Raw genomic sequence first — 18947 nt, forward strand, 5'->3', positions numbered from 1 at the left:
GCGCCAGCGTATGCGAACATCGAAAAGCCGCAGCCCGTCTATCCTCAGGCGGGCAGCGACGCATCGGACTTGGTCGAGAGCATCGCTGGCTACCCTGATGCTGGCCGCGTTCCTCGACAGGGTCACGATCTGGCAGGGGAATCCCCGGCCGTTTATGATGAATTGGCCCAGAAGGGCGGCGGGAAGATGATCCGCCGCCCGATGATATGACTCTTCTCGGAACATGTTCGCTTCAGCTTGCTTCATGTGGAGTGATGTCCACAAAACGCTGAACGATAGCTTTCCAAACGGGATTCGAGATAAAAGCCGCGGGGATTTCCCGCGGCTCTATTACGTCATCCGTTCTTCGAAGCTCTTTTCTATGAATGAGGGCAGGTGATCCCCCATCCCAACGACAGGCCGTCCCTTGTCGTCTTGGCCGCTCCGGCTGCGAGGGCGGCTGCTGCGCTTCCGCTCGGTCGGCTTCTGGTCAGCGGGCTCTGCTTTGGGTTCTTCGATCGCAGGGGCAGGGGCTTCCTGAACGGCCGCAGAGGCCTCCGCTGCCGGAGCCGGCGCTGCTACCTCAACGCGGGGGATCGTCCGCTCCAGCAGCTTTTCGACGGCCTCAAGGTTCTTCTCGTCCGAAGGCTGACAGATCGTAATTGCCTTGCCTTCGCGTCCTGCCCGACCCGTCCGGCCGATCCGGTGGACGTAATCCTCGGGGTGAGAGGGGACGTCGAAATTGAACACATGCGTCACGCTCGGCACGTCGAGCCCCCTCGCGGCCACATCGGATGCCACCAAGATCCTCAGATCGCCCGCCCGAAAGCTATCCAGCGTGCGGTTGCGCTGCGACTGGTCCAGATCGCCGTGGATCGGGGCACTGTCATAGCCGTATTTCTGCAGCGACTTCGCGACAATATCCACGTCCGTCTTGCGATTGCAGAAGATGATCGCGTTCTTCAGCCCGTCGCCTTCGGCCTCGATTGCTTCGCGTAGCGCCTTGCGCTTTTCCGAGGCGGCTCGGTCCTTGCGCGAGGGGCGAAACATCAGGACCCTCTGCTCGATCGTCTCCGACGCCGAAGCCTGCCTCGCGACTTCGACGCGGTGTGGGTTCGAAAGGAAGGTGTTGGTGATCCGCTCGATCTCGGGCGCCATGGTGGCCGAGAAGAACAGCGTCTGCCGCGTGAAGGGCACGAGCGAAAAGATGCGTTCGATGTCGGGGATGAACCCCATGTCGAGCATCCGGTCGGCTTCGTCCACCACCATGATCTTGACGTCGGTCAGTAGAAGTTTGCCGCGTTCGAAATGGTCGAGCAGCCGACCCGGCGTCGCAATCAACACGTCGACGCCCTTATCGATCAGCGCGTCCTGCTCCTTGAAGGACACACCGCCGATCAGCAGCGCCTTGGTCAGCTTCACATGCTTGGCATAGGTGTCAAAATTCTCGGCCACCTGGGCGGCCAGTTCGCGCGTCGGTGCGAGAACGAGGCTGCGTGGCATACGGGCCTTGGCGCGGCCACGGGCGAGCTGCGTGATCATCGGAAGAGTGAAGGAGGCCGTCTTGCCGGTGCCGGTCTGGGCGATTCCCAGAACGTCACGCCCTTCGAGGGCCGCCGGAATGGCTTGCGCCTGGATGGGCGTCGGGACTTCGTAGCCCGCTTCTTCGATGGCTTTCTGGACCTTGGGGCCCAGCTTGAGGTCGGTGAACTTCGTCATGTGCGTCCGAATCGAGGGTGGCCGGGCCACCGGTTCAGGACGCGGTAACATGCGCCCTTGCCAAAGGCCGCGCGCATCGCGACCCGACCTTTACCTATAGATGCAAGGCCCTAGCGTCAATCGGCTTGGGTCGCGCGAGCATTGCGCATGATGACGGCCTGCATCGTGAAGGGGTCCTCTACGAATTCAAGGTCTCCCTCGACCGTGACCTCGGTAAATTCGGGCATGTCGGGCATGGGTGCGGCCATGTGAACCTCGATCACCGGAGCGTCCGCAGCCGTGCCGCAGAAAGGGCAGTTGGCTGGGTCCTTCACCAGCAGGAAGGTGCTGATACAGGGCTCGGCCTCGACCGGCACGACGTAGCCGCTGATGCGAAAAGCGTTCGCCTTGCCGCGAACGGCCTCGGGAACGGTTTTGATGGCACGCCAATCATCGCAGTCGATTTCTTCGCGGATCTCTATCGTTTCCAGAAGATTCCCGCCTTGAACCGAGTCCGCTGCGAAAGCGGAGCCAATGAGCGTGGCCAGCGTGAGGATGAGCATGCGCGTCACGGGAAAGCGTCTCGGCATGTATCTCAACTTCGGGAAGGTCTTGGAACAGCAAGTGCAGCGCGACCTGGTCGCCCTCGGCGCGCGGGGCGGCGTCGTCGAAGGCTACATAGATTGTATCGGGCGACAACGTAGCTCGCGACCTGCGCCAATTTCGATCCCGGTCAGGGGGGTAGGCTCGCCGTCAGCCTTCATGGCTGCCCAGACGATCGTGCCGGTCGCGCCTTCTTCGGTTTCGGCGCCAGTCAGGAATACGGCGGTGTCACGGTTGTTCTCGATCTCCATGAATACGCGCATGTCCCGGGCGTCGCTGGCATTCTTCCAGCCGTGCAGGACGCGGAGTCCTTCGGTCTCGGAAAGGTCCTCGTGATCGTGCTCGTCAGCCAGGAGCGGCGTGGCGATGAGGATCAGGACGAGGGGCAGGGCAAAGCGCATCGGGGTATCTCCATGATCGGGTTCGCCCCCTATGGAGTTACGATGTAACGATCAGACGAAATCGGCAAGCATCTCCGGCCGATAGCCCGCAGCCAGCGTCTTGAGCATCGGCGCTGGGGTCAGGACCGAGACGGGGATGTGCGGGTGTGCGGCGGGTGCGCCATAGCCGTCGGGAGACCAGCGCAGGATGCAGCGCGCGCGGACCAGGTGCGGCATGCTGTCATGCAGGATGAAGGCGCCCACGGGCAGGTCGCGGATGTCGGCGCTGATGCGACGTTGTCGTCTGGTGCGGGGCCAGACGCGCGCGGCGTGGAGGATCTGGTCGATCTCAGACACGCGCGAGATCTCTCCCACCGCCTTCTGCCATGCAGATCGGAACGCCAACGCAGCCTCGCGCCGACACTCGAAACAGGGCCGATGGCCGGCCGCCAATGCCGTCGCCTCGTCGAGGAAAAACAGTTCGGTATAATGTCCCGGCGACATGATGCGCCGCCGGCGGCCGGGAAAGTCGAGGCGGCAGCTGATCCAGGCCTTGGTCTTCCAGCGCGCCTGCCTCAGCCGGCCGTGATCGTCATGCAGGCAGCCGCGGTTTCCCATGAGGTGACCGCGGGCGGGATGAGAAATGATGTCGCCGGTCGGGGTGACCCTGTTCTGGCGGGGTGCACTGCTCTGCACGTTCAATGGACCTGCACTCCTCGAGCGGGCGGTTTGATCGCCTCACAATCTTCTTTGAATCGCCCCAGTGTGTTGCAGTTCCGTTCGTTTTGGAAGGTGCTTCAGTCCCGAATCGCTTCGATGCGTGCCTTCAGGAACGGATGCTCGATCTCTTCGGCTGAAACTTGCCGCATCGCCCGGCGCAAGGCGGGGCGGTCGGGTGCTGCGGCTTCGAGAGGACCGACCGCGTCTGTGCCTGCGCGGCGCACCAGATCGTCGAGCGGTCCCGCGCCCAGCTCTTCCGCGCGCTCGGGCGCGCGGTCGAAACAGGCGAGCAGGGAAGCGCAGGCAAGCTTCGGGTCGGCCATGACGAGGTGGTCGAAGAGGTCCACGGTCCAGATGTCGGTCTCATCCCCCTCCGGCCGTTCGAGCGCAGAAAGAAAGCGCTCGGCGAACCTGTCCAGCGGCAGGTCACCCGGCGGCAGCGCGTCCGTATCCGGCGGGAGGTCCAGCGCAGCGGCGACGCGAGCCCGCGGAATCACGTCATCATCTCCTTGGTGGCGGTCAAGGTCAGCTCCGGCCAGTCGCGCTCAACCCGGTCGATGTCCCATTGCAGGCGCGTCAGGAAGACCAGGTCATCGTCGTTGTCGCGGGCCATGTGTCCCTTGTTCACCTGCGCGAAGGCCTCGACCTTGTCCTTCGGCCCGTGCAGCCAACGTGCCGAGGTGAATTGCGAAGGCTCGAACCGGACGGGCAGGCCGTATTCCATCTCGATTCTGCTCGCCAGGACCTCGAACTGCAGCGCACCCACGACGCCGACGATGAAGCCTGCGCCCAGCATCGGCTTGAACACCTTTGCCGCGCCTTCCTCGGCGAACTGCATCAACGCCTTGTCGAGATGCTTGGCCTTCATCGGGTCGCCCGCGCGGCAGTTCTGCAAAAGCTCGGGCGCGAAGCTGGGGATGCCCTGCACCCGCAGCGCCTCGCCCTCGGTCAGGGTGTCGCCGATCCGAAGCTGGCCGTGGTTCGGGATGCCCATGATATCCCCGGCCCACGCCTCTTCGGCCAATTCGCGGTCCGAGGCGAGGAAGAGGACGGGGTTCGACACTGCCATCGGCTTCTTCGTGCGAACGTGGGTCAGCTTCATGCCGCGCTTGAAGTGTCCCGAAGCGAGGCGGACGAAGGCGACCCGGTCGCGGTGCTTGGGGTCCATGTTCGCCTGCACCTTGAACACGAAGCCCGAGACCTTGGTCTCGTCCGGCATGATCTGGCGCGGTTCTGCGTTCTGCGGCTGCGGCTGCGGACCGAAGCGGCCGATCCCGTCCATGAGTTCGCGCACGCCGAACGAGTTGATGGCACTGCCGAACCAGATCGGCGTCAGTACCCCGTCGAGAAGCCCCTGCGCATCGAAGGCCGGCAGAAGCTCGCGCGCCATCTCGACCTCTTCGCGCAGTTTCTCCAGCAGGTGGCCCGGGATGTGCTCTTCCATCTTTGGGTCGTCGAGACCCTGCAGGCGGACCGACTCGGCCACCTTATTGCGGTCGGCTCGGTCCATCAGCTCGAGCCGATCGTTCAGCATGTCGTAGCAGCCGAGGAAATCGCGCCCGACGCCGATGGGCCACGAAGCTGGCGTCACGTCAATTGCCAGGTTCTCCTGAATCTCGTCGATGATCTCGAAGATGTCGCGGCTTTCGCGATCCATCTTGTTGCAGAACGTCAGGATCGGCAGGTCGCGCAGGCGGCAGACCTCGAACAGTTTCTGAGTCTGGCTCTCCACGCCCTTGGCGCCATCGATCACCATGACCGCGGCATCCACCGCCGTCAGCGTGCGGTAGGTATCCTCGGAGAAGTCGCTGTGGCCGGGCGTGTCCACGAGGTTGAAGCGATAGCCGCCGAAATCGAAGGACATCGCCGAGGCCGAGACCGAGATCCCGCGGTCCTTCTCCATCTGCATGAAGTCCGAGCGCGTCCTTCGAGCCTCGCCCTTGGCGCGGACCTGTCCGGCCATCTGGATCGCGCCACCATAGAGAAGGAACTTCTCGGTCAGCGTCGTCTTGCCCGCATCGGGATGCGAGATGATGGCGAAGGTGCGCCTGCGGGCAATTTCGGACGGCAGGGGCGCGGTGTTGTGCATACGGTCGAGCATAAGGCGCATATATTTGTCGACGGGGCAGGGCGCAATCGCGGCCGCACCTTTGCGTGACGGTGGTCAGCCGACGCTCGCCTTGCGCAAGATCTCGGCAGCCCGATGCGCGCGCAAATGGCGCTCGTTCAGTTCCACGGCGCGGTCGTTGCCGGTCCCGTTGCCTCCAAGCGGAACATCATGGGGCAGCGCGCTACGGGTCGTGTGATCCACGAGGAACGTCTCGACCGCGATGCCCTCGGCGTAGATGATTTCGTGCCGGTCGAAGAGTATCTGGTAGTAGTCCACGAAGCCGCCGGCGGTCTGCGTCACCGCTTCACCGTCCAGAAGGTGCTTGGCCCTTACCAGCACCTCTGCCCGACCTACGCCAAGCTGGTCGCTGCGCTGGTAGACGAAAAGGCGGTGGTTCGGGCTGACGATCAGGTCGCGCGAGTTGTTCAGCGTGCCCTGACGAATGCGGATCGGGGCGAAGGCACCGTGGGCCCGCACGGTGCGCTGGCCGATCCAGCGGATCGGTTGCACACCATGGTCACGGGTAAGCACGCGGTCGCCGGTGCCAAGCTCTTCGATGGCGCGCTGGGATCCGTTCGCCATCGTGATGTGAGTGCCTTGTGTGAAGGACACGCAGGCCGCTTCGGCAAAGCGCATGTGCGCGGCGTCCCGGTCGATTGCGACGACGGCGTAGGCGACGCGCGGTGACATTTCCGCAAGGGAATAGACGTGGAGGTCGCAGACCGAATGGTCGTCATGACCATGTTCGACCAGGAGCAGAGCTTCGACCACGGCGCCGTCGGGAGACATGAAAGTCACGCAGGAGTCGAGCGCGACCGAAGCGCCGACATGGCCAGCCTCGGTCTCCGGCGCAATAAGGAACGCGCCCTCGTCCGGGACTGTCAACGCGAGGCTCGCCCGTTCGACGCCCACCGACAGCTGGTAGACATCGCCGGCGATGAGGTCGTCTGCCAGCCCCAGCGGATCGCCGAGGTTCGCCCCGTCCGATGCGATGAGGTCGCGGGCGGAATAGACGGGCAGGACCTGGTCCGGTTCTGAGGGCGTGGAATACGACAATGGCCTCTCGTGCGACGCGCCAGGCGCCGTGTCGGAGCCCGCTGCCGATATTATCCATTCGATTTATCAACGCAATGAAAGGGGTGGTGCCTGCTTAACCTAGCGTAAATCAGGATGACAGGCTTGCCGTGGACGGTCTGGACGGGAGAGGGGGCGCCGCCTAGGCTCGGGCCGAACGGACAGGAGGATGCGGATGGATCTTGGTATCGGTGGGAAGCGGGCGCTGGTGACGGCATCGTCCAAGGGTCTCGGGCTTGGTTGCGCGCGTGCGCTGGCCGCGGCGGGCGTCGAGCTCGTGATGAACGCGCGCGGGGCCGATGCCCTTGCCGAGGCCGCGACCGCGATCCGCGCCGAATTCGGCGTCACCGTCAGCGAAGTGGTGGCCGACGTCACGACCGAGGACGGCCGCAAGCGCGTGCTCGATGCCGCGGGCGAACCGGACATCCTGGTGACGAACGCCGGCGGTCCGCCGCCGGGCATGTGGACCGACTGGGAGCGTGACGACTTCATCGCCGCCCTCGACGCCAACATGCTGACGCCGATCGCGCTGATGAAAGCATGCCTGCCCGCGATGATGGATCGCGGCTGGGGACGGGTGGTCAACATCACCTCTCAATCCGTAAAGTCGCCGATCCCGGCGCTGGGGTTGTCGAATTCCGCCCGCGCGGGTCTGACCGGCTATGTCGCGGGGACGTCGCGGCAGGTGGCGGGGTCGGGCGTGACGATCAACAATCTCTTGCCGGGCATCCATGACACCGACCGTGCGACGGCGCTCGACACCGGGGTATCGAAGCAGAAGAGCATCTCGCTCGAGGACGCGCGGGCACAACGAGAAGCGACCATTCCCGCCGGCCGCTATGGTACGCCGACCGAATTCGGCGCTGCGTGCGCGTTCCTTTGCTCGCAGCACGCGGGCTTCATCGTCGGGCAGAATATCCTTCTGGATGGCGGCGCGGTGAACCTCTCGATGTGACGACGGGCGCGGTTGCGGGGCGGCGGCCGCGCTGCTAGCTGGCTCCTGATCAATCTCGTCAGGTAAGGCATGGCCGACGCTCCCCGATTGCAAACCGACGCGCTGACTTGCGCCTTCGACGGCCGAACGGTGGTCGAGAACGTCTCGCTGTCAGTCGCGGCCGGCGAGGTCTTATGTCTTCTGGGGCCGTCGGGTTGCGGTAAGTCCACGACCTTGCGCGCCATCGCTGGGGTTGAGGCTCCGGCCGCGGGTCGCATCCGTATCGACGGGCGCGAGGTCTGCGGACCGTCGGCTCTGATCCCGCCGGAACGGCGGGGCGTCGGCCTGATCTTCCAGGATTTCGCGCTGTTTCCGCACCTTTCGGTGGCCGACAACGTCGCCTTCGGGCTGAAGGGTGCCAAGGCTGAAAAGCGTCGCCGGGTCAAGGAGCTGCTCGAACGGGTCAGCCTGGAGCGGTACATCGACGCCTACCCGCACGAGCTCTCGGGGGGCGAGCAGCAGCGGGTTGCGCTCGCGCGGGCGATCGCTCCGCGGCCGCGCGTCATGCTTATGGACGAGCCGTTTTCCGGCCTCGACAACCGGCTGCGCGATGGAATCCGCGACGACACCCTGAGCGTGCTCAAGGAAGAGGGCGCGGCGGTCCTGCTTGTCACTCACGAGCCCGAAGAGGCCATGCGCATGGCGGACGAGATCGCGCTGATGCGGCGCGGACGGATCGTGCAGCAAGGCGCGCCGTACAACATCTACAACAATCCGGCCGACCGTGCCGCCGCTGCGTTCTTCAGCGATATCAACGTGATCGAAGGCGAGGTGCAGGGCGCGCTGACCGACACGCCCTTCGGCCAGTTCCTTGCCCCGGGCGTCGCGGATGGAACGAAGGTGGATATCGTAATCCGCCCCCAGCACGTGCGCATCGACTTCGACCGCGCAGGGCAGGGTCCACGGCCCACGGTGCAGGACGGAACGCCGGCCCGGGCGGTCGTGACCCGCGCGCGCTTCATCGGCAAGGAAAGCCTTGTGGAATTCCGCCTCGACAATGGCAGCGCGATGTCAGCCACGGTGCCATCCGTCTTCCTGCCGAAGCCGGGCACGCCCATGTGGCTTTCGATCCGCCGCGACCGCTGCTTCGCTTTTCCGCGTCAGTAGGCCAGGTCGACGGCGATCGGGTAGTGGTCGCTGGGCCATTCGCCGTCAAAACGCCCGCGCAGGACGTAAGGCCCCTGAACGACCCGCGCACCGCTATAGGCGATGTGGTCGATCGCGCCGAACAGGCCGAGCCCGCGATCGAAATGGTAGGTCGCCCCGCGAATGTCGGCGAAGGTCAGCCCTGCGGCCTTGAGCTGCCGGACCGGTCCCATCAGCCATATCGCATTCAGGTCGCCGACGAGAAACGCAGTCTCGCCGGCGCCCAGAACCGGGCGGAGGCGCGAGACGATGAGGTCGGTTGCGCCTTGCCGGTTTGCTGTGCTGAACGCATCGAGATGCACGTTCGTGACGTGGATGATCCTGCCTTTGTCGTCCTTGAACCGGGCCCAGGAGGCGAAGGCGGGGTAAGCGCCGTCAAAGCTGCGCGAATAGATGACGTCCGGCGCCTTCGAAAAGAAGTACCAGCCCTGTTCGACCACGGTCAGGCGATCATGGCGGTAGAAGATCGGCTGGGTCGACGGGAAGGCGCGCCAGTCGCCCACGGCTGCGGCCCGGTACTGCGGGTTGCGGGACAGGAGCCAGTCGCGGGCCAGATTCGTGCCGCCGTCGGAGCCGCGGGAAAAGCTCTCCATCTCCTGGAAGGCGACGATGTCGGCATCGAGGGCCTTGAAGGCGGCGTCGAGCGCGGGTTTCCGAACCTCCCAATCGGCCGCGGACCAGTCGCCGCTCTGCGCGTTCAGGTCGATGTAGTGCACGTTGTGGCTGGCCACGCGGAGGCTGCCCTCGGGCGCCGGTGGCAGGTTGGCCGGGCCGCGCGAACAGGCGGCAAGAACAAGCAGCAGGAGAGCGAAAGCGCGACGGGTCATGGGCGTACTATGGCCGAGCCGGGCGGGCAGACAATGCCCTCCGCTACTCTGCCGCGATCTGCCCGCCGGTGTTGGGCTGCGGGCGCGCGGGCGGGCAGACGAGCCCGGCCGAGATGACGAGCTTCGCCGCATCCTCGACGGACATGTCGAGCTCGATCAACTCGGATCGACCGATGAAGAGAAGGAAGCCGCTCGTCGGGTTCGGCGTCGTGGGCAAGAACACGGCCACCTTGCCTTCGGAGGTGGGGATGGCATCCGCGATCTCACCCTTCGCATCGGTCGAGACAAAAGCGATCGCCCACAGGCCGCGGCGCGGATATTCGACCAGGACGGCCTTGTCGAAGCTGGACTCGGTCTGCGCAAAGACCGTTTCGGCGATCTGCTTTAGCCCTGAGTAGATCGAGCGTACGACAGGTGTGCGGTCCACAAGACTTTCACCCCACCGCAGCAGCGACCGCCCGATATATCCCTTGGCGATCCATCCGATGACGACGGTGAAGACCAAGAAGAAAATCACGCCCACACCGCGCAGGTTGATCCCGATATAGGGTTCAGGCTTGAACCGGCCCGGAACGAAGGGCAGCACGAAACTGTCGACCCAGCCCATCACGGCCCAGACCAGCCAGATCGTCAGGCCGATGGGCGCGATGACGACAAGGCCGGTGAGGAAATTCGCTCGGATCCGCGCAAGCGGGCCGGGGCGTCGTGGTTTTAGGGCGGGCTGATCCGGGCTCATGCGCGAGAGATATGCGACCCGCGTGACCGCTACAACGGCGTGTCTTGCTCGGCCGTGATTTCCTTGCGGATGGCGAGGATTTCACCGGCGATCTCGGCCGCAAGGCGTGCATTATTAAGCACGAGCGCGATATTTGCGTCCAGAGAGCGGCCCTTGGTCAATTCGAAGATCCGCGCCAGAAGGTACGGCGTCACGGCCTTGGCCAATATGCCGTCCTCGGCTGCTTCGGAAAGCGCTTGCTCGATGATGGGCGCGAGTTCTTCGGCAGGAATCTCCGAAGCCTCGGGAATCGGGTTTGCGACCAGCTGGCCGCCGGGCAAACCCATCGCGCCGCGCATCACGTGGGCTGCGGCGATGTCGGACGCATGGTCGAGCCTTAGCGGCGCCGTATGCTCGGATGCGCGGGACCAGAACGCCGGCAGGACATCCTGGCCGACAGCGATGACTGGCACGCCGAAGGTCTCGAGCATTTCCCATGTCTTGGGTAGGTCGAGGATCGCTTTCGCGCCGGCTGCGACCACGGTCACGGCCGTTTCACTGAGTTCGCGGAGGTCGGCCGAGACGTCGAAGGTCCGCTCGGCGCCCCGATGAACGCCGCCGATGCCGCCGGTGGCGAAGACCTCGATCCCGGCAAGGCGCGCGGCGATCATGGTTGCGGCCACCGTGGTCGCGCCGGTGGTGCCTGTCGCCATGGCGACGGGCAGGTCGGCGCGGCTGAGCTTGGCGACGCCTTCGGCCTGGGCAAGGTTGGCCATCTGGCGGTCGGTCAGTCCCACATGGAGCACGCCCTCGAGCACGGCTATCGTGGCGGGTACCGCACCGTGGGAACGGACTTCCTCTTCGACGCGGCGCGCAGTCTCGAAATTGCGCGGCCACGGCATGCCGTGGGTGATGATCGTGCTTTCCAACGCGACGACGGGCTGCCCGTCCTCCAGCGCGGCGCGCACCTCATCTGTCTGGGCAAGCGGTCCGATCATGTCGCGATGTCCCCTGAAACATGCTGGGCGGCCGCCTCGAGCCCTGCCTGAAGCGCGGCTGCTGGTTCGGCCCCGCCACGTTCGGCGGCGATATGGGCGGCCATGAATGTGTCTCCGGCTCCGGTCACGCGCGTGACGAGAACCTCGGGCGGGCGTGCCGTCAACACCTGGCCCTCGCGAGCCGAGGCCGCCGGTCGTGGTCCGTCGGTCACGACGACGCGCGCCGCGCCACGATCCGATAGCGACCGAGCTGCGTCCGCAGCCGTCTGCGGACGGGCGCCAAGAAGCAGGCCAGCCTCTTCGAGATTGACGTAGAACGTGGCGCCGCGCATCCGCAGGAGAGGCGTGAGACGATGCGCCTTGCCAGGAGAGGCGGGCGCGATGCGCAGGTCGGCGGCGGATAACCAGGGCTCGACGGCGATCCGCCCCAGGAGCGCCTCGGACAGGTTGCCGTCCAACGCGACGATTCCCTCGAAGGGCGCCGCATCCGTGCCGAACCGCCCGTCGACGAGCGGCGCGAGGATCTTGTCTCCGGCCCGTTCCAGCGAGTGCGCATCCGCGATTGCGGCCACGAGCCCGTTCGCGCCTTCGATCGCCATGTAGCGGTCTGTGGGCAGGTCGTCCGACACATAGACATGTTCTGTGCCGATGCGCCGCCGCCTTGCCTCGTCCAGCAGAGCGGTCCCGTCCAGGTCGCGCCCGACGGCAGTGAGAAGCTCACAGCCCAAGCCGAACCGAGCCAGCCCGAACGCAATGTTCAGTGCAACGCCGCCCGGCACCCGGATGATGTGACCCGGAACGTCCGAACCGACGGACATGTGCGCGGGCGTCCGGCCGATCACGTCCCAAAGGACGCTACCTATGCATAGAACGGGTGTCATGGCGTCTGATTGCGGCAGAGCCCCGGCAGGCGCAAGGGCCGGTGTCGGGGAAAGCGGCGTTTAGCTCCGGTAAATCCAGCCACCACCGAAGACGCGGGTGCCTTCTGTCTCGTAGAACACGCACGCCTGACCGGGCGAAACGCCTTCCTCGGCAATCAAAAGCTCGACCTCGGCCTCGGTCTCTGAGACCGGCCGGATGATGGCCTCGCGCGGGGGGCGGGTGGACCGCACCTTCACGCCGAGGTGCCACTCGCTCTGCGAGGTGAAGGGGGCGTCGCCTAGCCAGTTGATCTCGCGGACAGACACGATGCGCGTCGACAGCAGCTCTTTGGGACCGACGACGACACGCCGGTTCTCGACGTCGAGTTTCACCACGTAGAGAGGCTCGGTTAATCCGCCGATCCCCAGGCCGCGGCGTTGCCCCACGGTGTAGTGGATCACCCCCTTGTGAGTGCCAAGCATGCGCCCGTCGGCGTGGACGATGTCGCCAGGATCAGCCGCGCCCGGCCGCAGCTTTTCAATGACGCTCGCATAGTCGCCGTTCGGCACGAAGCAGATGTCCTGGCTGTCCGGCTTGTCGGCAACGGCGAGCCCGTGCCTTGAGGCAAGGGCACGAGTCTCGGCCTTCGTGGATAGGTGACCAAGCGGAAAGCGCAGATAATCGAGCTGTTCGGGCGTGGTCGAGAACAGGAAATAGCTCTGATCCCGGTTCCGATCGGCCGCGCGGTGAAGCTCTGGACCGGCGACACCAGCGCTACGCTGGATATAGTGCCCCGTCGCCATGCAGTCGGCGTCGAGATCCTTGGCGGTCTGCAACAGATCGCGGAACTTGACCCTCTCGTTGCAGCGGATGCACGGCACAGGCGTCGCGCCGGCGAGATAGCTGTCGGCGAACTCGTCGATGACCGACTCGCGGAACGTGTTCTCGTAGTCGAGCACGTAGTGCGGAAAGCCCATCGCTTCGGCCACGCGGCGCGCGTCGTGGATGTCCCGGCCCGCGCAGCACGCGCCCTTCTTGGCCAGGGCGGCGCCGTGGTCGTAGAGTTGCAGCGTGATTCCGACGACATCGTAACCTTGAGAGGCCAATTCGGCCGCGACGACAGACGAGTCGACTCCGCCAGACATGGCGACGATTACGCGTGTCTCGCTTGGCGGCTTGGCAAACCCCAGCGAATTCAATGCGGTGGCATCAAAAGCCATGGCGGCCCCCGAAAGTGTCTGCAGAGTGGTGGTAGGTAGGAAAAATGCTGTCCAATCTCAAGGCCTGCGTTCACCTGCCTTTAAGCCGTTCCAGAACACATTCGCCCCGGGAACGGAAGGGGAACGGGATGTATATCAAGAAAACGTCGGGTCCGCGGGCAGTTGCCTTGCCCGGGGGTGGAACAATGACGCGTGCCGATTTGCCGGCTGCCGGAACGCAGCGGTGGGTCGCCAGCCGAAAGGCCGCGGTCGTTCGCGCCGTTGCCGCCGGTCTCATTTCCGCGGACGAGGCGATGGCCATTTATGATCTGTCCGAAGAAGAACTGGAAAGCTGGACGCAAGCGGTTTCCATGCACGGAGAGGCTGCACTTCGGGCGACGCGTCTTCAAAAGTATAGACAACCGTAAGCTGTATTCGGTTTAACTAAGTTGTGCTGCCGGCGATTCGGTAACCTTGGGTTAACGATTAAGGCTGTAGCAAGCACGAGCAGCGGAAACGGAGAGGTCGATGCGTATACTGTTGATCGAGGACGACCCGACCACAGCGCGCAGCATTGAAATGATGCTCGGGCATGCCAACCTGAACACTTATACCACGGATATGGGTGAGGAAGGCGTCGACCTTGCAAAGCTGTATGACTACGACCTGATCTTGCTGGATCTGGGCCTGCCCGACATGCACGGCTACGACGTGCTACGCCAGTTGCGGATGGCCCGGATCGATACGCCGATCCTGATCCTGACCGGTGCTGACGATCCCGAGACGAAGGTCAAAGGGTTCGCGTCCGGTGCTGACGACTACCTGACCAAGCCCTTCCACCGCGAAGAACTGGTCGCACGGATACACGCCATTATCCGCCGCTCGAAGGGACATTCGCAGTCGGTCATCCGTACCGGTCCGATCTCGGTCAATCTCGACGCGAAGTCCGTCGAAGTCGACGATCAGCCGGTCCACCTGACCGGCAAAGAGTACCAGATGCTCGAGCTGTTGAGCCTTCGGAAGGGGACGACCCTGACGAAAGAGATGTTCCTGAACCACCTCTATGGCGGTATGGACGAGCCCGAGCTCAAGATCATCGACGTCTTCGTGTGCAAGCTGCGCAAGAAGCTCGCCGAGGCGACGGGCGGCAAGAACTACATCGAAACCGTGTGGGGCCGTGGCTACGTTCTCCGTGATCCCGAGCCCGAGAAGTCGCTCGACCCGGTGGCGCGCGCGAGCTGATCAGAGCCGCTGGACGACCTCCCTCGGCCTGCCTAGAACCTCGGGCACACGAGTTGGAAGTTGAGGGCGGGATGGCCATGCAGAGCGACGGCACGTCGAGTGATGTTCCGGTTGAGGATCTCACGCAAGACGGTGCCGCCCGAGAGCTTGAGCATCTCGCCAGCCAGATTGCGGAGGCGAACAACGCCTATCACGGTCAAGACGCACCGAAACTTTCGGATGCTCGGTACGACCATCTGAAACGGCGCAATGCGGCAATCGAGGCACGCTTTCCTGAACTCAAGCGGCGTGACTCACCGACCGAGGTGGTCGGTGCCGTGCCGAGACCCGGCTTCGGCAAGATCCGCCACAGCCGGCGGATGATGTCGTTGGATAACGTGTTCGATGACGAGCAAGTGGTCGATTTCGTCCGGTCGGTGCGGGCTTACCTGGGTCTTTCCGATGATGCCGCCCTCACGTTCACCGCCGAGCCAAAGATCGACGGCCTTTCGCTCTCGCTACGCTACGAGGACGGCCGATTGATCCATGCTGCGACGCGCGGCGACGGGGCGGTCGGCGAGAACGTCACCGAAAACGCACTTACGGTCAGCGACATCCCTTCGCGATTGAACGAAGCGCCCGCCGTGCTCGAGGTGCGCGGCGAGGTCTACATGACCCACGCGGATTTCGCGGCTCTGAATGCAGGAGCCGCGACCCGGGGCGACAAGACCTTTGCCAATCCGCGCAACGCTGCAGCTGGATCCCTGCGGCAGCTCGATCCGGCGATCACGGCGGCGCGGCCTCTCCGGTTCTTCGCCTACTCCTGGGGCGAGCTGTCCGAACCTCTTGCCGACACGCAGATGGCCGCGGTCCAACGTCTGGCGACGCTTGGATTCAAGACCAACCCGCTGACGCGGCTTTGCGATGACACGCGGGCTCTGCTCGAGCACTACAAGGACATCGAAACGCGGCGCGCGACGCTCGGCTACGATATCGACGGCGTCGTCTACAAGGTGAACGACCTGGGGTATCAGAGCAGGCTCGGCTTTCGCTCGACGACCCCTCGTTGGGCGACCGCGCACAAGTTCCCCGCCGAAACAGCGTGGACGCGGCTCGAGTCGATCGAGATCCAGGTTGGTCGGACGGGCGCGCTCAGTCCCGTTGCGCGGTTGCAGCCGGTCACTGTCGGCGGCGTCGTCGTCTCGAACGCGACTCTGCACAACGAAGATTACATCGCCGGCCGGGACTCGAAGGGCGCACCGATCCGCGAGGGGAAGGATATCCGCGAGGGCGATTGGGTGCAGGTCTATCGCGCTGGCGATGTCATCCCCAAGATTGCCGAAGTCGACCTTGAACGCAGGCAGACTGATACGCATCCCTTCGTCTTTCCCACGACGTGCCCGGAATGCGGATCGGATGCGCCGCGCGAAGAAGGCGACTCGGTGCGCCGCTGCTCGGGTGGCCTGATCTGCCCGGCGCAGGCGGTCGAAAGACTGAAGCATTTCGTCTCGCGCGCCGCCTTCGATATTGAAGGACTCGGTGCGAAGCTGGTCGAAGAATTCTACCGCGACGGGTGGGTCGAGGAACCTGCCGATATCTTCAGACTGGAACAGCGGTTCGGCCAAGGCCAGCCGCGCCAGTTGAAGAACCGCGAGGGGTGGGGCGAGACCTCGGCCCGCAAGCTGTTCGCGTCAATCGACGCGCGTCGAAAGATCCCGCTCGACCGTTTGATCTTTGCGCTGGGGGTGCGCCATGTGGGCGAAACGAACGCCCGCCTCCTCGCGCGGCATTACGCAAGCTGGTCAGCGTTCGAAGCGGCCATGCGCGCCGCAGAGCCCTGTGAAGGGCCGGCGTGGGACGACCTGATGTCCATCGACGGAGTCGGGACCGTGCTTGCACGGTCGCTCGTGACCACGTTCGCGCAGGAAGCCGAGCGCGCGTCGATCGACCGGCTGGTCGCCCAGCTGACGGTCGAGGATGTCGCCCGACCGGATGCGGAGGGCAGCCCCGTGGCGGGCAAGACGGTCGTGTTCACCGGAACGCTCGAAAAGATGACCCGAGCAGAGGCAAAGGCGCGGGCAGAAGCGCTGGGGGCGAATGTCGCCGGCTCGGTGTCGTCCAAGACGGATCTTCTGATTGCGAGCCCCGGGGCGGGATCGAAGGCGAAGAAGGCGGCCGAGCTTGGGGTCGAAACGATTGACGAGGACGGCTGGCTCGCCCTCATCGGAGACTTATGAGTCGGCCGGAAGTCCTTTGGCCGCTCTTCTCCGATCTCACGGTCCTGCCGGGTGTCGGGCCCAAGGGCGCGCGCACCTTCGCGCAGATGAAGATCGCCACGCCGAGGGATCTGCTCTTCACTCTGCCCCACGCGGGGATCGACCGTCGGCGGCACGAATCGATCCGCGATGTCGATCTGCCGGGCACCGTCACCGTCGAAGTGACCATTGGCCGCCATAGACCTGCCGTGGGCCGTGGCCCGACAAGGGTTGAGGTCGAGGATGCACGCACTTCGTTCCTGCTGGTCTTCTTCCACGCGCGAGGTGATTGGGTGACGCGGACGCTGCCAAGCGGCCAGCGCCGCATCGTTTCCGGGCGGGTCGAACTTTTCGACGGTGTCGCACAGATGGCGCATCCAGATTACATCCTGCCCCCCCAAGAAGCCGACGACCTGCCTCCGTATGAACCGGTCTATCCTCTGACCACCGGCTTGACCCAGCGCGGGATGGCGAAGGCCGCTGCTGGCGCGCTTCGTCTTGCGCCGGACTTGCCGGAGTGGATCGATCCCGGCGTGATCGCGGCCGAAGGTTGGCCCAACTGGCGCAGCGCTCTTGCCATCGTTCATGCCCCCACCGCAGAGGCCGATCTTTCGCTTTCCGCACCGGCGCGGAGGCGGCTCGCCTATGACGAACTGCTGGCTCATCAACTGGCGCTCGCTCTCATTCGGGCGGACCGGCGGCGCAAGGCCGGGCGGGAAAGCCGGCCGACGGGGCGCCTTTCGGCGCGGGTCCGCGCGGCGCTGCCATATACGCCGACCCGCGCGCAGGAACGTGCGATCGCGGAGATCTGCGAGGACATGGCTTCGCCGCATCGCATGGGCCGGCTGCTGCAGGGCGACGTCGGCTCGGGCAAGACGCTCGTCGCCTTCATGGCGCTGCTCGCCGCGGTCGAGGCGGGCGGGCAGGGCGCGATGATGGCGCCGACCGAAATCCTCGCGCGGCAGCATCTGGAAAGCCTGGTCCCGCTTGCCGAGCACACCGGTGTGGTCATCGAGATCCTGACAGGTCGCGACAAGGGGGCCGAGCGGGCCGCGAAACTCGCCGCGTTGAAAGCTGGAGACATTCAGATCCTCGTGGGCACTCACGCCGTCTTCAGCGAAGACGTGGAGTTCGCCGACCTGCGCCTGGCGATCGTGGACGAACAGCATCGCTTCGGGGTCAGTCAGCGTCTCGCGCTCGGGCAAAAGGGCGAGCGAGTCGACACGTTGGTGATGACGGCGACACCGATCCCGCGCTCGCTGAGCCTCGCGCAGTACGGCCACATGGACATCTCCGTCCTGGACGAGAAGCCGCCCGGGCGGACGCCGGTGAAGACCGCGCTCGTCTCGGCTGCGCGCTACGACCAAGTCGTCGATCGGCTGAGGGGTGCGCTCGACGAGGGACGGCAGGCCTACTGGGTGTGTCCGCTCGTCTCGGAGAGCGAGGTGTCGGACCTGACCAGCGCCGAAGACCGGTTCCGCCGCCTGCGGGCGGCGTTGGGTGAAGGGCGGGTGGGCCTCGTTCATGGGCAAATGCCGCCGACCGAGAAGGACGCTGCCATGGCGAAATTCGTGGCCGGTGAGACAGGAGTGCTGGTCGCGACGACGGTGATCGAAGTCGGGGTGAACGTGCCAAACGCGTCGATCATGGTGATCGAGCGGGCCGAGACCTTCGGCTTGGCGCAGCTTCACCAGTTGCGTGGGCGGGTCGGCCGGGGTGCCGCGGAATCGACCTGCTTGCTGATGTTCGGCGACGGGATGAGCGAGACGGGGCGGCAGCGGCTCGAAATCCTGCGCGAGACCGAGGATGGGTTTCGGATCGCCGAGGCGGATCTGGCGATGCGCGGCGCAGGCGACGTTCTGGGCCATGCGCAGTCGGGCCTGCCACGCTTTCGGATCGCGGACCTTGAACGGCAGGCGGCGCTTCAGGCGACGGCTCGCCGCGATGCGCAGCGACTGCTTGAGGAAGATCCGGGAATGCAGTCCCCGCGGGGCCAAGCTGCGCGCGCGCTGCTCTGGCTGATGGAGCAGGACAAGGCGATTGATCTGATACGCGCCGGCTAGGGACTCGGATGTTCTTATAAAGTTCTTTACGAATCGGGAACGATATGAGAACAAAAGTCATCCGAGGAACAAAAGGAGGCGCCGATGCTTCGCACGCTGACAGA

18 protein-coding genes are annotated in these 18947 nt (G+C 64.9%); 6 read left to right on the forward strand and 12 right to left on the reverse strand.

Annotated elements, in window-relative coordinates; genetic code table 11:
• Window positions 1-330: 330 nt before the first annotated feature.
• From ACFDS3_RS06070 to ACFDS3_RS06100, 7 genes are all read right to left on the reverse strand, one after another.
• Entirely contained in the window at window positions 331-1698 is a 1368-nt protein-coding gene (locus ACFDS3_RS06070) for a DEAD/DEAH box helicase (RefSeq protein WP_375261449.1), read from the reverse strand.
• Between the two features lie 116 nt (window positions 1699-1814).
• On the reverse strand, window positions 1815-2249 hold the full coding sequence (locus tag ACFDS3_RS06075; protein ID WP_375261450.1) for a hypothetical protein: 435 nt from the start codon (window positions 2247-2249) through the stop codon (window positions 1815-1817).
• Between the two features lie 102 nt (window positions 2250-2351).
• Window positions 2352-2681: a hypothetical protein gene (locus ACFDS3_RS06080; RefSeq protein WP_375261451.1), complete on the reverse strand. Its 330-nt coding sequence runs from the start codon at window positions 2679-2681 to the stop codon at window positions 2352-2354.
• A 51-nt stretch (window positions 2682-2732) separates the two neighbouring features.
• Window positions 2733-3356 (reverse strand): hypothetical protein, encoded by a 624-nt coding sequence (locus ACFDS3_RS06085; RefSeq protein WP_375261484.1) that lies wholly within the window; start codon window positions 3354-3356, stop codon window positions 2733-2735.
• Between the two features lie 101 nt (window positions 3357-3457).
• Complete coding sequence (locus ACFDS3_RS06090) at window positions 3458-3877, reverse strand: DUF6869 domain-containing protein (protein ID WP_375261452.1); 420 nt, start codon at window positions 3875-3877, stop codon at window positions 3458-3460.
• Complete coding sequence (locus ACFDS3_RS06095; protein WP_375261485.1) at window positions 3874-5469, reverse strand: peptide chain release factor 3; 1596 nt, start codon at window positions 5467-5469, stop codon at window positions 3874-3876. The genes ACFDS3_RS06090 and ACFDS3_RS06095 overlap by 4 nt, the downstream gene beginning before the upstream one ends.
• Before the next feature lie 75 nt (window positions 5470-5544).
• A complete protein-coding gene (locus ACFDS3_RS06100) occupies window positions 5545-6546 on the reverse strand; it encodes a Hint domain-containing protein (protein ID WP_375261453.1) in 1002 nt (333 codons plus the stop codon).
• A gap of 193 nt (window positions 6547-6739) precedes the next feature.
• On the opposite strand from ACFDS3_RS06100, the gene ACFDS3_RS06105 reads away from it, so the two are divergent.
• Window positions 6740-7519, forward strand: coding sequence for an SDR family oxidoreductase (locus ACFDS3_RS06105; protein ID WP_375261454.1), 780 nt, complete (start codon window positions 6740-6742; stop codon window positions 7517-7519).
• A gap of 69 nt (window positions 7520-7588) precedes the next feature.
• The gene (locus tag ACFDS3_RS06110) at window positions 7589-8665 is read left to right on the forward strand and encodes an ABC transporter ATP-binding protein (protein ID WP_375261455.1); all 1077 of its coding nucleotides are present in this window, start codon (window positions 7589-7591) and stop codon (window positions 8663-8665) included.
• Here the strand turns inward: ACFDS3_RS06110 and ACFDS3_RS06115 are convergent.
• The 5 genes from ACFDS3_RS06115 to mnmA are packed head-to-tail and all read right to left on the reverse strand — an operon-like array spanning window position 8659 to window position 13325.
• Entirely contained in the window at window positions 8659-9531 is an 873-nt protein-coding gene (locus ACFDS3_RS06115) for an endonuclease/exonuclease/phosphatase family protein (protein WP_375261456.1), read from the reverse strand. The genes ACFDS3_RS06110 and ACFDS3_RS06115 overlap by 7 nt on opposite strands.
• A gap of 43 nt (window positions 9532-9574) precedes the next feature.
• On the reverse strand, window positions 9575-10267 hold the full coding sequence (locus tag ACFDS3_RS06120; protein WP_375261457.1) for a DUF502 domain-containing protein: 693 nt from the start codon (window positions 10265-10267) through the stop codon (window positions 9575-9577).
• A gap of 29 nt (window positions 10268-10296) precedes the next feature.
• Entirely contained in the window at window positions 10297-11244 is a 948-nt protein-coding gene (locus ACFDS3_RS06125; RefSeq protein ID WP_375261458.1) for a pseudouridine-5'-phosphate glycosidase, read from the reverse strand.
• Entirely contained in the window at window positions 11241-12125 is an 885-nt protein-coding gene (locus ACFDS3_RS06130) for a PfkB family carbohydrate kinase (RefSeq protein ID WP_375261459.1), read from the reverse strand. Before ACFDS3_RS06130 ends, ACFDS3_RS06125 begins: the two co-directional genes overlap by 4 nt.
• A gap of 60 nt (window positions 12126-12185) precedes the next feature.
• Window positions 12186-13325: a tRNA 2-thiouridine(34) synthase MnmA gene (gene mnmA / locus ACFDS3_RS06135; protein ID WP_375261460.1), complete on the reverse strand. Its 1140-nt coding sequence runs from the start codon at window positions 13323-13325 to the stop codon at window positions 12186-12188.
• A 128-nt stretch (window positions 13326-13453) separates the two neighbouring features.
• On the opposite strand from mnmA, the gene ACFDS3_RS06140 reads away from it, so the two are divergent.
• The 4 genes from ACFDS3_RS06140 to recG all read left to right on the forward strand — a co-directional run bounded on the left by ACFDS3_RS06140 (window position 13454) and on the right by recG (window position 18843).
• Window positions 13454-13732, forward strand: coding sequence for a DUF1153 domain-containing protein (locus tag ACFDS3_RS06140; RefSeq protein WP_375261461.1), 279 nt, complete (start codon window positions 13454-13456; stop codon window positions 13730-13732).
• A gap of 100 nt (window positions 13733-13832) precedes the next feature.
• On the forward strand, window positions 13833-14546 hold the full coding sequence (ctrA, locus tag ACFDS3_RS06145) for a response regulator transcription factor CtrA (protein ID WP_375261462.1): 714 nt from the start codon (window positions 13833-13835) through the stop codon (window positions 14544-14546).
• A gap of 77 nt (window positions 14547-14623) precedes the next feature.
• Window positions 14624-16762, forward strand: a complete 2139-nt coding sequence (gene ligA / locus ACFDS3_RS06150) for an NAD-dependent DNA ligase LigA (RefSeq protein WP_375261486.1) — start codon at window positions 14624-14626, stop codon at window positions 16760-16762.
• On the forward strand, window positions 16759-18843 hold the full coding sequence (gene recG / locus ACFDS3_RS06155; RefSeq protein WP_375261463.1) for an ATP-dependent DNA helicase RecG: 2085 nt from the start codon (window positions 16759-16761) through the stop codon (window positions 18841-18843). Before ligA ends, recG begins: the two co-directional genes overlap by 4 nt.
• Window positions 18844-18947: the final 104 nt, after the last annotated feature.

The organism is Palleronia sp. (assembly GCF_042089775.1).
Classification (GTDB): Bacteria; Pseudomonadota; Alphaproteobacteria; order Rhodobacterales; family Rhodobacteraceae; genus Palleronia.